8 protein-coding genes and 1 pseudogene are annotated in these 13,416 nt (G+C 46.2%); 2 read left to right on the plus strand and 7 right to left on the minus strand.

Annotated features, from left to right (window positions below):
- Positions 1 to 167 precede the first annotated feature (167 nt).
- Positions 168 to 398 (plus strand): annotated as a pseudogene (locus Q0218_RS11245) (helix-hairpin-helix domain-containing protein); the annotation flags it as partial.
- A 2,569-nt stretch (positions 399 to 2,967) separates the two neighbouring features.
- Here the strand turns inward: Q0218_RS11245 and Q0218_RS11250 are convergent.
- The 6 genes from Q0218_RS11250 to Q0218_RS11275 all read right to left on the minus strand — a co-directional run bounded on the left by Q0218_RS11250 (position 2,968) and on the right by Q0218_RS11275 (position 10,321).
- The gene (locus Q0218_RS11250; RefSeq protein WP_297969645.1) at positions 2,968 to 4,458 is read right to left on the minus strand and encodes a hypothetical protein; all 1,491 of its coding nucleotides are present in this window, start codon (positions 4,456 to 4,458) and stop codon (positions 2,968 to 2,970) included.
- Positions 4,459 to 4,541: 83 nt separating this feature from the next.
- On the minus strand, positions 4,542 to 5,999 hold the full coding sequence (locus tag Q0218_RS11255) for a hypothetical protein (protein ID WP_297969647.1): 1,458 nt from the start codon (positions 5,997 to 5,999) through the stop codon (positions 4,542 to 4,544).
- Positions 6,000 to 6,339: 340 nt separating this feature from the next.
- On the minus strand, positions 6,340 to 7,302 hold the full coding sequence (locus tag Q0218_RS11260; protein WP_297969649.1) for a hypothetical protein: 963 nt from the start codon (positions 7,300 to 7,302) through the stop codon (positions 6,340 to 6,342).
- A 217-nt stretch (positions 7,303 to 7,519) separates the two neighbouring features.
- Positions 7,520 to 8,548, minus strand: coding sequence for a c-type cytochrome (locus Q0218_RS11265; RefSeq protein ID WP_297969651.1), 1,029 nt, complete (start codon positions 8,546 to 8,548; stop codon positions 7,520 to 7,522).
- Positions 8,545 to 9,807: a cytochrome bc complex cytochrome b subunit gene (locus Q0218_RS11270; RefSeq protein ID WP_297969653.1), complete on the minus strand. Its 1,263-nt coding sequence runs from the start codon at positions 9,805 to 9,807 to the stop codon at positions 8,545 to 8,547. Before Q0218_RS11270 ends, Q0218_RS11265 begins: the two co-directional genes overlap by 4 nt.
- Positions 9,808 to 9,817: 10 nt before the next feature.
- Positions 9,818 to 10,321 (minus strand): Rieske 2Fe-2S domain-containing protein, encoded by a 504-nt coding sequence (locus Q0218_RS11275; protein WP_295144623.1) that lies wholly within the window; start codon positions 10,319 to 10,321, stop codon positions 9,818 to 9,820.
- Between the two features lie 342 nt (positions 10,322 to 10,663).
- On the opposite strand from Q0218_RS11275, the gene Q0218_RS11280 reads away from it, so the two are divergent.
- Positions 10,664 to 11,044: a VOC family protein gene (locus tag Q0218_RS11280; protein ID WP_297969655.1), complete on the plus strand. Its 381-nt coding sequence runs from the start codon at positions 10,664 to 10,666 to the stop codon at positions 11,042 to 11,044.
- A gap of 100 nt (positions 11,045 to 11,144) precedes the next feature.
- Here the strand turns inward: Q0218_RS11280 and mnmG are convergent, their stop codons facing one another.
- Complete coding sequence (mnmG, locus tag Q0218_RS11285) at positions 11,145 to 13,013, minus strand: tRNA uridine-5-carboxymethylaminomethyl(34) synthesis enzyme MnmG (RefSeq protein ID WP_295144618.1); 1,869 nt, start codon at positions 13,011 to 13,013, stop codon at positions 11,145 to 11,147.
- Positions 13,014 to 13,416 lie beyond the last annotated feature (403 nt).

The raw sequence follows: 13,416 nt of genomic DNA on the forward strand, positions 1-13,416 counted from the left end.
ATAGGTTGAGTTGTTATATCGGGCGAAGTTTGTATTTTTTAATATAGAAGTAAATTGGTAAAAACCTTAGTTAATTAAAGCTTATTTTATATTAATTATATTTTTTAATAATTCTATAATTATTTTTTGGTAGAATGTGGACTTAAATTTCTAAAAAAGGAAAAACAATGAACAAATTTATATTATCTATGCTTGCATGCGCCTCAATGGTGTTTGCTGCTATAAATTTAAATACCGCTACCAAAGAAGAGCTTATGAGTTTAAATGGTATCGGTTCAGCAAAAGCCGATGCTATTATTGAATACAGAAAAACAAATAAGTTTGAAAGCATAGAGGATATTAAAAACGTAAACGGTATCGGCGATAAGACGTTTGAAAATTTAAAAGGCGATATCTCTACGAGCGGCGAAAGCGTAATGCCTTTAAGCAATAAAGCAACTAAGAAGGCGCAAGAAGCTAAAAGCGATATGTTTGACAAAGCAAAGCAGAGTAAAAAAGAGGTCGCCAAAAAAACAAAAGATGTAGAAGATAAAATATCTACACCTGCAAAAGATATAGACAAATCTAAAACCGATATAGAGGAAAAGGCTTCTAAAAGTATCAAAAACAAAGTAAAATCAGGCGAAGATAAAAGCGAAAAAGGTATTGACGAGGCTAAAACTAAGGCAAAGTCTTTAAAAAAGAAGGGTGAAGAAAGTCTAGGCAAGGAAGTTGAAGCTAAAAAACCTACAAAGAAAAAATCAGAATAATCCTATGTCGTTTCAGCTCAAATTTGAGCTTATAAATTAAATCGCGTAAATCTTTTTGGTAAATAATCAGAAAAGATTTATGCGATATCTCTTGCTGATTATATTGCCCCATAATTTATTAAAGCTCTCTTTAACTTAAACTTACACAAAATTGCAGTAAGTTATGATAAGAGCTATATTCTTACAAGTAACGAGCGTGGCAAAGTTAAAAATACCTAAGCTTCTAGGCGGCGAGGTTTTAGCCTCACCTAGAAGCTTAGCTTTAAATTAGATCAAAGATATTTTTACTTCGCCTCGCTCGCAACTGCGTCTTGAAAAGCTATAAGCGTAGTGAGGTAGAACGGATCTAAACGAGTAAGATGTGTTGCGCTAACGCTCTATTTGAGAAAAGGGTTACAGGGGTAAGTAAAAGTAGCCGGTGCTTAACCTCTTTGCTCGTTACTGTTTCTTAAAAAGCGAAAAGCGCAGCGAAGTGGAGTAGAGCAAAGCTAGGCTAAGAGAGTAAGAGATCTTGCACTCACGCTATCTTTAAGAAAATAGGTAGAATGCACGGTAAATAAAACTCCGGTATTTCTGCTTTATCTTGCTCGTAGTTGTAAACAGGTGATATGTTAAAGCTGACTGTAAGGTCTATATCCGGGTAGCTAAAAACTGTTCTGCAAATGAACTAATGCCGATATTGCCAAGATTTCTCAAACAGAGTACGTCTTATTGATAGCAGACAAAGCGAAGTTAGGTATAAGCGGTATGGATGATAGCGCTAAGTATTTATTACTGCTAAGTGCTTATGACGGATTAGTAGATTATGTAACTTTAGTTTATTAGAGTAAAGCATTCTAAGAATAAATTTTTATTTGCTATTTTACAAGGAGCAAACGGCTTTCTGCTTTATAAAAAGCTAATAGTAAAATCATATAAACAATATAAAAACTTTGTCTCAAGTGTAGCATGTTTTTATCATTAGCAAACATTAAAGCTAATCACAAGAGCCTCGACTTGCTTTGCCGCCAATTCCTGAAAGGCTACGAACGAAGCGGAGCAGACATATAGATCAGCTAAATTTGTATGATACGCCCCAGAAACCATCCTAGAGCAAAAGCGGCTTTCTTAAGTTTTTAACCCAAATCATCCTTAAAACCTCGGGCGGTTTCGTTAAAATGTTTTTCCGTAAAGTTTCTAGTGTCTAATTTAAGAACTTTGACCTCGTCTTTAAGATTTAAGGGCTTTACGAGCTAAAATTCGATTAAAATCTTAGCCAGTGTTTTATAAAACGCTCGCCAAATGCAAGAGAGAATTAAAAGCAGAAATATTTTAAAATTTAAGGGTTATCATATGTCTGCTTAGAGCATTAAATTTATCTTTCGGCCGGCAAGGTTTGGATACTCTTTTGGCTAGAGCGTGGGACTAGATACGTAGGTACGGAATGCGCTAAAGCCGCCATTTAAATTTGCTTTAGGCAAGATTATCGCCGTCGTCTAAAAAAGCCTAACGCTCTTCGTGCGGTTACCGGCGCAAATAGCTACATATCAACTTTGTTTGCGCAAGAGTAAGAGTTGGATACAAAGCGTAGAATACAAGCACAACCGCCCGCCGCCCGCTTTCATAGTAAAGCCGCTTAACCGCGCTTTATTAGCAGTATGTCGGGTTTGTAGATAAACCATCATTGGCGCGGTCTTATTTTTGTATCGGGTTTGCGACTTTTAGGAATGCAGCAATATTTCCAGCTTTAGATTAGGTGGTTGCACTATATTTGCCTTGCCGAGTATTTGCTAAATTTAGCTTAGGATGCAAATAAAATTTCTGGATTATCGCGGTTGGAGCGCGAGGGGTGTCGATTTGACAGTTTCTCATAGTAGATGAGGCGTATTATCTTAAGATCTTGGTTGGGCAAGCTAAAAGTAGATACCGTTTATGCGGCTTAGCGATATAACGGATAAAACGGCGGCGGCTTAAAAAATTAAGCCCCGGGCTTAAAATTTTACCTAAGGTCATAAAAGCAACTCTTAGCTTAAGACAAAACTCCGTCTAATGAGCAAAAACTAAAGACGAATTCGGCTAGCTAAGAAGTAGGCTAAAAAGCAAAGGCCTGCGCGTGAATCCTAGGGTAAATTTTCTTGCTTCCAAAAAGCCCTTTGATCAAAATGCGCTAAAAAGCTAAAATGCAAAATAGCGAGCTAAAAAGCAGTCCGCCAAGCGTAAAGGCGGACTAAAAACGAAACTACCGATAAACCTCGCCGTCGATGATCGCCATGGCTTTGTTATCTTTGACTAGCGGCGGAGTGTAGAAAAAGCTGTGGCGAACGACCGTACCGTCGTCGTATTTTAGCGTTAGCTCGCCTTGATCGAGCGTATATGAGCCCTCGTCGCTGTGCGATTTTGAGCTACCCCCGCCTATGCCGCCGCCGGCGGTACCCGAGGTTGCCGTAGCATACGACGATCCGCCCGAGCTAAAGCGCCCTTTGCCGTCAAAGCAGTAGTATCCGCTCACGCCTACGCTTACCGTATCGCTGCCGCCCGACCAGCCGTACAGGGACGACGAGCTATCCTTGCGAAACGAGAAGCACTCTTTTGGCATTTGGCTTGAGATTTGCGCCTGAAACATATAATACCCCGTGCCGATGGAGTTCCACAAAAAGGTGCAGTCGTCGTTCTCGCAGTAGTAGCTCGTGTCGTAGTCGTCGTTGCTTGTTATCGTTAGGATGCCGTCTTTGACCTTATACGTGCCGTCGATGCGCGTGCGCCAGTCGGGCTTTTCTAGTCGGCTCGCGTAGGTGCCGTCGTCGCGTAGGTAAAAAGAATAATCCTCGCTCGTGTTTAAAAGCATATTAAATTTCGTACCGCCAAATACCCCCGAACCTTTTTTGCTCGCTCCGGCACTACTATGTTTGACGCCCGGATCTTTTGCTGGTTTTGCGGGTTCACCCGAATTTGAGCTTGATTTGCTTGCTTTTGCTTGCGCGCTACTTGCGCTTTTTTTAAAGACGAACAAGACCTCTTGCCCGTCCGCGACTTGTTTGTATTCGAGCATGCCGTCTTTTAGCCAAAACTCGCCCAGCCCTTTAGCGCTAAGCGCGTATTTGCCGCCGCCCAGACTTTCGTAGCCGCTTTTGCCAGCACTTTTGTTGCACGAACCGTCCTGGTTTACGCCCACGATGCCTACCGTCGCTTCATCGCCGCCGATCTCAAAAAATGAGTCGCCGAAGCACTTTTGCCCCGCGACTTTAAAGCTCTGCCCCTGCGCCTTTAGCGAGACTAGCTCCCATCTGCCCTCTAACTCGCTTAAATTTGACCCGCCAAGGCCGGTTTGATTTACGGCGCCGTTTACGATGCCGGCTAAATTTACCTCGTCTTTTTTAAAGGTAAATACGATCTCGCCGCCGTCCGCGCCTTGTTTGTATTCGAGCGAGCCGTTATTTAGCCGTAGCTCGCCGCCGCCAAGCGAGTATCTGCCGCCGCCTAGGCTTTTTAGAGCGAAGTTTTGTTCGGCTTTTTCGCAGGATTTGTCGCCCGCGCTGCTTAGGCTTAGGCGCGCGCTATCGCCGCTAGCCTCGATAAAAGAATCTTCGAGGCATTTTTGTCCGGCCGTTTTAAACGTCTGTCCCTGCGCCGTAACCGAGACGATGCTCCATCTGCCCTCCAGCTCGCTAGCGCTTAAATTTAATCCGAGGCAAAGCGCCACGAGGATCGCAAAAAATTTAAATTTAGCCATATTTTTCCTTTCATAAATTTAGGCTTGGTTTGCGCGAACCCGTCCGCAAATTTACCGAATGCGGCGAATTTGCTCGGGTTTTGCTATTCGTCCAAAAAATATATCGCGCCGTCGACGACCACTCCGCCTGCCTTGCCTTCGCTAGTGGGTGGGATGTAAAAAAAGCTATGTCGCTGCGTCCGTCCGTCGTCGTATCTGAGCGTGAGTTCACCGCTATCCAGCGTATATGAGCCCGCGCTACTGCTAGATCTTGTTCCGCCGCCGCCCACATTGCTCATGGCGGCGGAGGAGTAGGACGAACTGCCGTCCTTGAAGCGGCCTTTGCCGTCGAAGTCATAGTACCCGCTCACGCCGCCACCCACGATATCTGTGCCGCCCGAGGCGTTGTAAACGGACATGGAGCCAACGGAGGTAAACGAGTAGCTGCCCTTTGGCACCTCATTTAAGATTTGAGCGTTAAAGAGATGGTATCCGCCGTCGCTCCACAAAAACGTGCAATCCGCATCCTCGCAGCTATATGTGCTTTGCTCGCCGTCGTTGGCGGTTCGTACGATTTTTTTGCCGTCTTTTTTATAAGTGCCGTCGATGCGCGTGCGCCAGTCGGGCTTTTCTAAACGGCTCGCGTAAGTGCCGTCGTCGCGCAGATAAAAGGATATGTCGGTATTGGTGTTTATGAAGAACCACTTGCCCGCAAACACGCCCGTGCCTTTTTTGGTAGCTTTTGCGTCGCTATGCTTGACGCTAGGGTCTTTTTGGGGCTCTAAATTTGAGCTTGATTTGGCTTGCGCCTGATTTGAGCTAGCCTGCGCCGCGCGGCTTTTTTTAAAGGTAAACAAGATGCTACCCGCGCTTTGTTCGTATTCGAGCGTGTCAACCTTTAATCTAAATTCGCCCGCATCGTTATCTAGCGCGTACCTGCCTGCGCCAAGGCTTTTGTAGCCACTTTCTCCTGCGCCTGTTTTGCACGTGCCGTCCGGATTTGCCGCTACGATACTGACTATGGCTTTGCCGCCCGAGATCTGGAAAAACGAATCCTCAAAGCACTTTTGGCCTGCCGTTTTAAATGTCTGCCCTTGTGCTGTGACCGAGTCGATCTCCCATCTGCCCTCTAGCTCATCTGTGCTCAAATTTGAGCCAGTTGCCGTTGCCACGGCCTTGTTTGCGGCCGCGTCTTTTTTGAAAGAAAAAACGATAAATTTGCCGCCGTCTAAGGACTGTTTTACCTTTAGCGCGTCTTTATCTAGCCAAAACTCGCCGATAGGACCCAGCGCGTATTTGCCAGCACCTATGCTTTTAAAGGCGTAGCTTGCCGCGCCGCTTTTGCACGCGCCATCCTCGCCTACGGAGCTAAGGCCTAGCTTTGCCTCCCGGCCGCTAACCTCGAAAAACGAATCCTCAAAGCACTTCTGCCCCGCCGTTTGCACCTCCTGCCCGTCTATGTTTGCCGAGACGATGCTCCATCTGCCCTCCAGTTCGCTAGCGCTTAAATTTAACCCGAGGCAAAGCGCCGCGAGGATTGCAAAAAATTTAAATTTGGCCATATTTTTCCTTTTCGGTAAATTTTATGAAAAAACGGTGGCTGATTTTAGCATCTAAGGATAAATCTACGAGAATTTAAGCAATGAAAAACGAAAGCAAGCTTGGCTTTTTGCGGCGAATTTATCGCTTTGCGCCTATTTTAATTCCGCGGTTGTCGTAAATCGGCGCAAAAACGTTTTGCAAAGCGGGTGTAGCATGCGAGTTTAATTTATATTTCGCAAAATCTCGGTACCTAGGCTAACTTAAACCTTTGAGTAGCGACTTAAGTTTAAGCTAAAACGCACGGCGAGATATCTTTAATCGGTGCTAAAATTGCGTGCGCCAGCGGCTAAAGCGTCTTTTTCAAAGTCTAAAAATACGCCTATAAATCGCGTTGTCGATATCGCCGTCGTTCAAAAACTCCAAATAATCATTTCGCATCTCCTCGCTCATAGCGTAAAAAGGCGAGACGGGCAGCAGGCACTCAAATAGCGACGCACCGCCGCAAAACGCGCTGCCGCCATCGCCGCCTTTAAAGTATATCGGCGCGCTTACAAGCTCGACTGGGTAAGGATCAAAGGCGATGAATAGCCCGAATAAATTCGGCTCAAATAGCGAAAATTCCGGATTTTTGGGCTGATTAACGTGCGGTAACGCTACCTTGTCGGGATCAGGCTCGTCGCCGAAACGCCAAAGCGTGCGCGCCCCGCATCCGGCTAGATATTCCCACTCGTCCTGGCTTGGTAGGCTAAAGCCGTTTTTGCGTAAATTTGCTTCAAGCTCCTCGTGCGTGACGTCGTCAAACAAAAACGCGCGAATTTTGCCGCCTTCGCGGACTAATTTTATCGCGCTCCAAACCGTCATTTCAGAAATATCTTTGTCTTTACCATGCGAAAAATTCTCTATCTCGTTTGCGTAAATTTTAAGTCTTTTGTCGCTTAAATCCACCTCGTACCAGCTAAGCTCGGCGGGTTTTCTTTCGGCTAGCATAGCTGGGATTTTGGTGCGGCGAAGCGGAGAGGTTTGTTCTGCTACGAATTCGCGCAGGCTTTGATCCTCGGGGCAAGAGTCGCATTGCTCTTTAATCTCTTTTGCCGAAATTTCATCTAAAACGGCAAAATCATCCCAGCCAAGCTCCGGCTCGTCCCCCGGAATAAAAACGAACTCGCTCCCCTCAAAATCAAAAATGCCCGTCTCAAAGCTATGCTCGCCGCACGCAAATTTGCTTAAATTTAGAAATTTAAATTGCGGATATGCGGCGGATATTTTTAGCATTGCGTCTTGTTTTTCGTTGGAATTTAGCTTTTGAAATTCTGCCCTGTTCATCTTTTGTCCTTTCAAAATTTAACGCATTTTAGCGGACGAATCTAAAAAACGTTTAAATTTGGACGCGCCGCGCGGCTAAACTCGGCTTTGAGTTAGGCGGCAAGCGATAAAATAGGTTAAAAACTATTTGCGAGTTAAAAACGGGGCAAATTTAAAGACTAAAAAGAAGGAATCGAAGCGATAAATTTAAAAAGAGCCCGAAAGGCGGGCTCCTATTTTAATGCAGTTTAGACCAAACCTTGCGTTTCCAAAGCCATCCGAAGATGCCAAAAATCAGGAAGTAGATCATCGCATTTATGCCTAGACTTTCGCGCTCGGCCTTTTTAGCGTCGCCGGCTTTTTGCATGTAGGCTACGATTTGATCCTCGCTAGCCTTGCTTAGTCCTACGCGAGGCATCGCAGTGCCGGGTAGCATTTTTTGCGTATCGTTTATAAATTTATGCAGATAATCATCGCCCTTTGAGCGAATCATCATCGATAAATCAGGCGGGTTTGAGCCCATATACGCGGCTAAATTTACGCGGTTGCTTAGCGCGTATTTGTTTTCGTATTTCATGTCGTGGCATCTTTGGCATGCGTCGCGAAATACCTGCTCGTCGCTGACTTCTTTAGGCGCGATAGACTTTAGATACGCGACTATATCGGCGATCTCGGCATTTGGATCTTCTCCGCCCGCTCCGAAAAAGGCCGGCATAGGATAAGGCTTTTCGTCGTTAAATTTATGCGTTAGCTTTAGCGCCTTGGTCGGGTCTTTTATAAGAGCTGCTAGGAAATGCTCGTCGTATATCGCTCCTGCGGTGCTAAGATCGGGCGGTACGACGCCGTGAGCTTCGCTAAGCTCGGCGGCGCTTAGAGCGTTTGGCATACCTGCGGCCTCTACGCCGTGACAGCCCGTGCAGCCCGCGTTAGCAAAAGTTTCCGCGCCTTTAGCGGCGTCTCCTTTGGCTAAATTTATAGTTTTTACTTCGTTCCAAAACGCCGTGTAATCCTCAAGGGATTTTTTCGCCTCTTCTAGATCTTTTTTCGCTCCGGCGATTTTCTTTTCGTCATTTAGAGCTTGCGCGGCTTCGAGAGCTTTTTGTCTGGCTTCTACTACGGATTTAGCTTGAGCTACGTCCTCTGCGCCTAGGTCGTAGTCAGCTGCGGCTACGTGCGGATGCATGACGCTATGCGCATAGGGCTCTATGCCCCAGTACGCTACGCCGGCAAGCGCGACTACGATTATAAAAATTTTTAGTTCTTTCATTTCATCGCTCCTTTTTTCTCAAGCGTCGTTATGATAGGCAAGACTACGAAAAGTAGGATAAAAAACGCTATCGTCGAGAAAAAGCCTATCCAAGCGTTTGAAATGCCTAGCGTTACGCCGTCGGCAGGCAATTTGCCAAAAATCGTGAGGATAATCATATCGACGATTAATAGCCAAAACCATACGAAAAAGCCCTTTCTCTCGTGAGCCGGAGCCACGACGTCGCTTCTGTCGTAAAGAGGCATGAAAAATAGCGCCACGCCCGCGATCGCAAATGCGATAAGGCCGATATTGTAGGCTTTAAATCCGAGAATATCGAAGAAAAATCCGCGTAAAATCTCGTACTGCCACAAGAAGTACCACTCAGGGTAGATGTGCGGAGGCGTTTTTAGCGGGTTGCCCGGCTCGAAATTTATCGGATCCATCGCAAAGTCGAAATGAAAGCACACGAGATAGAAAAAGAAAATCATGAAAAAGCCGATATACATGAAGTCTTTAGACAAAAAGCCCGGCCAAAACGGAATGACTTTCGCGTTTTTCGTATCGCCGCTTAGGTATTTTTCGGCTTCTACTTCAAAGTCTATCTCTTCGCCCGTTTCGTTATTTACGTGCGGAACGCGAAGCGTATAAAAGTGTATCGCGACGACTGCTATAAGCACGATCGGCAGCAAGCAGACGTGAAGCATAAAAAATCTCGTCAAAGTCGGATCGCTAACTGCGTAGTCGCCTCTGATCCACTCGACTACCGCGTCGCCGATAACCGGGATGCCGCCGAATAAATTCGTAATAACCATCGCCGCCCAGTAGCTCATTTGTCCCCAAGGTAGCATATATCCGCTAAACGCCTCGGCGGAGAACAAAATGAAAAGCAGCATGCCGCTGACCCAAATCATCTCGCGGCCTTTTTTGTAAGAGCCGTAGTAAATCGCCGTAAAGGTGTGGATGTAGATTATGAGAAATACGACCGAAGCCGCAACCGCGTGGATATGGCGCCATAGCCAGCCGTACTCGACCTCTTTCATTATGGTCAAATTTACGCTGTCAAAGGCTAAATTTATATCCGGTTTATAGTACATAACTAGCATAAATCCGGTAAAAATAAGCAACGCAAAAAGCGTCGTGAGTATAACGCCCATCGCCCAGAGGAAATTTATATTTTTCGGTATCCAGTATTCGCTGACGAGGACTTTCATTAGCTTATTTAGGGCGATCCTTTGATCCAGCCAGTCTAAAACGCCCGTTGATTTTCTGATGTGCATCTTCCCCTCCTTACGCTTGAGCCGTTAGTTTTTCGTATTCGGGGCTGGTCTCGCCCAAAACGAGTTTCGTGCCGTCTATCTTAAACGGCGGTATGTCTAGCGGGCGCGGAGGAGGGCCGAAGGTGTTTACGCCGTCTGCGTTAAATTCGCCTCCGTGACAGGCGCAAACGAAAAGCTGCTTGCCCGGTTTCCACTCCGGGATGCAGCCAAGATGCGTGCAAAGCCCGATCGCCACCATATATCTAGCGCCGTCTACCACGACGTCGCGCTTGTCGTTAGGCGCCATCGAAGCGTCTTTTTTTAGGATAAATATCGGCTTTTTACGCCACTCTATTTGGCGCATCTCGCCCTCTTTCATCGGGCTGAGATCTACGGTCGTAAATCCCGCCGCCTTAACGCTAGGAAGCGGATCCCAGGTCTTTTTGACGGCTACGAGGGTCGCCGCGCCGCCGACTGCGGCCACCGCCCCGAACGCCAAACCGATAAAATCTCGTCTTTCTTGTTTTACGGACATTACCTTCCTTTCAGCAGTTTTTTAAAAAATACTCGCCATTATACTCTTATGAAAATTAAAATTTTATTTTTCCTGTAAATAGTTTAGATATTTAAATTATTTTTTAAAAAATCATTTACTATTTTGTCTTTTTGAGGCTTTTGCGGATAAAATTCGGGAGTAATCGGGTTTGGACGATTAAATTTTGACGCTTCGCGGGCCAGCTAAATTTAAATTTGGTTTTATTCTGCTTGATTTACCCGCGCCGCAAAATTTAACTCCGAGCGGCTTTAAATTTGCGCCGTCAAATTTGCCGTTTTTAGCGGACGATGATTGGTTAAATTTGATTTAAAAGGAGAATATATGCGTATCGCTTCGATCGATCATATCGTTTTAACGGTTACTGATTTACAACGGACGCTTGATTTTTACGTGCGAGTACTGGGTATGCGCGAGGTTGATTTTGCAAACGGACGCAAAGCTCTGGCCTTTGGCTCGCAAAAGATAAATTTGCACATAAAAGGCGAGGAGATTTTGCCAAACGCTTTAAATGCAAACGTCGGAACGGCCGATATTTGCTTGCTTACGGATACGCCGCTTGAGTCAGTTTTGGGGGAGCTAGAGGCTGCGGGCATCGCCGTAGAGCAGGGGGTGGTGCCGCGAACGGGCGCGATTGGAGCGATAAATTCTATCTACGTGCGCGACCCGGACGGAAATTTGATCGAGATTAGCAGATACGATTAAATTTGACGGGTTCGTAAAATTAAAACGCAAAAAAGGCGAAGCGTTAAATTTAGCCCCAAATTTAACGCTCATCCTTAATTAAATAGCATTTTATCGCGGCTTACCGCGGCTCCTTAGCGTTCATCTTTATATAGATGTGCAAAATATCTATCGCCGCGGGCGTAATACCGCTAATCTCGCTGGCGGCAAAAAGAGTCGGCGGATTAAAGGTTTCTAGTTTTTCGACTACTTCGTTGCTTAGCCCGCTGATACCGCGGAAGCTAAAGCCCTCTGGGATACGCACTTGCAGCATATCTTTCATGCGCTCTATTTGGCTTTTTTGCTCGGCGATGTAGTGCTGGTATTTGGCTTCGACTAAAATTTGCTCCAAGCTCGCCTCGTCCATGCAGGCGAAAATTTCGTCTAAATTTTGCAGTTTTTCGCGCGTGAAGCTCTTGCGCGCTACGATTTTTTGCAGGCTTACGTTTTGGCTGATTATATCCTCGTCTAGGCTTTCTAAAAGGGCTAAATTTTGCTTTGAGGGCGTGATTACGGTCTGGTTTAGATACGCTAGCCCGCGCGCTAAATTTTCGCGGATTTCTTCTACTCTCTTGTATGTTTTAGCGTCTATTAGCCTAAGCTGCCGCCCATAGCCGCTAAGGCGCAGCACGGCGTTATCTTCGCGCAGCAGTAGCCTGTACTCGGCGCGCGAGGTAAACATGCGGTAGGGCTCTTTCGTGCCTTTGGTGACTAGATCGTCGATCAAAACGCCGATATACGCCTCGTCGCGGCGCAGTACGAGCGGCTCTTTGCCCTCAAGCGCGAGAGCTGCGTTTATGCCCGCCATCAGTCCCTGCGCGGCGGCCTCTTCGTAGCCCGTGGTACCGTTGATCTGGCCAGCGAAATACAGCCCGCCGACGAGCTTGGTTTCCAGGCTGTGTTTTAGCTGCGTTGGCGGCGCATAGTCGTACTCGATCGCGTAGCCGTGGCGAACGATGCGCGCGTTTTCAAAGCCCTTTACCGAGCGCAGCATTTTAACTTGCACGTCGTAAGGCAGGCTCGTAGAAAAGCCGTTGATATAGTACTCCGTCGCGCTAGCCGTCTGCGGCTCGATAAAAAGATGATGCCTGTCGCGGTCGCCGAATCTATTTATCTTATCCTCGATGCTCGGGCAGTAGCGCGGGCCTACGCCCTCTATCTGCCCCGTAAAAAGAGGCGCTTTGTCGAAATTCGAGCGGATAATCTCGTGCGTAGTCTCGTTCGTGTAGGCGATGTAGCAGGGCAGCTGCGTAGGCGCGAAGTCCCGCGTGCGGAAGCTAAACGGGACGGGATTTGCGTCGCCCTCTTGGACTTCAAGCGCGCTAAAATCTATGCTTTTAGCATCCACGCGGGGGCAGGTTCCCGTTTTTAGCCGTCCTAGCGTAAAGCCGTGATCTCTTAGGCTTTGGCTTAAATTTACCGAGCTAAACTCGCCCACGCGGCCGGCTTGCAGCTTGTTAAATCCGACGTGAATCAGTCCGTTTAAAAAAGTGCCCGTCGTGATGATGAGCTTACTAGTTTTATACTCGTTGCCGAGGTGGGTTTTTACGCCCGATATCTGCCCGTTTTGCGTTAAAATTTGCGTCGCGATTTCTTGCGTGACGTCGAGATTTGGCGTATTTAGCAGTAAATTTCGCATATAGACGCGGTATCTATCCATGTCGATTTGAGCGCGGCTGCCGCGAACGGCGGGGCCTTTACTCTCGTTTAGCACGCGAAACTGTATGCCCACGACATCGGTCGTTAGCCCCATCTGCCCGCCCAGCGCGTCGAGTTCTTTTACCAGATGGCCTTTGGCTAGTCCGCCCACTGCTGGATTACAGCTAGTCGCCCCGATTTGCTCGGCTAGGATGGTGATTAGCAGCGTTTTTTTGCCCATTCTTGCGGGAGCTAGGCTAGCTTCGATACCCGCGTGACCGCCTCCGACGACGATGATGTCATATTCTTGCATTAAATTTACCTTTAAATTTTTGGCGGATTTTATCTAAAAACAGATAAAAATCACGCAAATTTACCGATTAAATAGCGAATTTATCTTAGGCTGTGCATTTTGGGGCGGCTTGGGCGAACGTAAATTTAGTCGATGCGGACCGCAAGCCTAAGAGGCGTAAATTTAGTATTAGTTATTACGAGTTTAAATTCGTAAGAGCCAAACTTTTAAAATTTACACTTAAATTTTTGCTTAAGCTTTTTAAAATATTTTAGGACTAAAATGCTCTCTTTTAGTACCTGATAGTTCGTGCGTAATATTTTTATATTCGCATAAGTTTAAAAGAAAGCCTATATTACCGTAAATTTAAAAATAAACTTAAAAATAAATAATTCATAAAAATTAATATAAAAAATACAAAATT

Origin of the sequence: uncultured Campylobacter sp., assembly GCF_938039245.1 — a bacterium.
Classification (GTDB): domain Bacteria; phylum Campylobacterota; class Campylobacteria; order Campylobacterales; family Campylobacteraceae; genus Campylobacter_A.

What these genes read in the sequence shown, in the direction of transcription:
- Q0218_RS11265 (WP_297969651.1), bottom strand. Translation starts at nt 8,548, where the DNA reads ATGAAAGAACTAAAAATTTTTATAATCGTAGTCGCGCTTGCCGGCGTA.
- Q0218_RS11250 (WP_297969645.1), bottom strand. Translation starts at nt 4,458, where the DNA reads ATGGCTAAATTTAAATTTTTTGCGATCCTCGTGGCGCTTTGCCTCGGA.
- Q0218_RS11255 (WP_297969647.1), bottom strand. Translation starts at nt 5,999, where the DNA reads ATGGCCAAATTTAAATTTTTTGCAATCCTCGCGGCGCTTTGCCTCGGG.
- Q0218_RS11275 (WP_295144623.1), bottom strand. Translation starts at nt 10,321, where the DNA reads ATGTCCGTAAAACAAGAAAGACGAGATTTTATCGGTTTGGCGTTCGGG.
- Q0218_RS11270 (WP_297969653.1), bottom strand. Translation starts at nt 9,807, where the DNA reads ATGCACATCAGAAAATCAACGGGCGTTTTAGACTGGCTGGATCAAAGG.
- Q0218_RS11280 (WP_297969655.1), top strand. Translation starts at nt 10,664, where the DNA reads ATGCGTATCGCTTCGATCGATCATATCGTTTTAACGGTTACTGATTTA.
- Q0218_RS11260 (WP_297969649.1), bottom strand. Translation starts at nt 7,302, where the DNA reads ATGAACAGGGCAGAATTTCAAAAGCTAAATTCCAACGAAAAACAAGAC.
- mnmG (WP_295144618.1), bottom strand. Translation starts at nt 13,013, where the DNA reads ATGCAAGAATATGACATCATCGTCGTCGGAGGCGGTCACGCGGGTATC.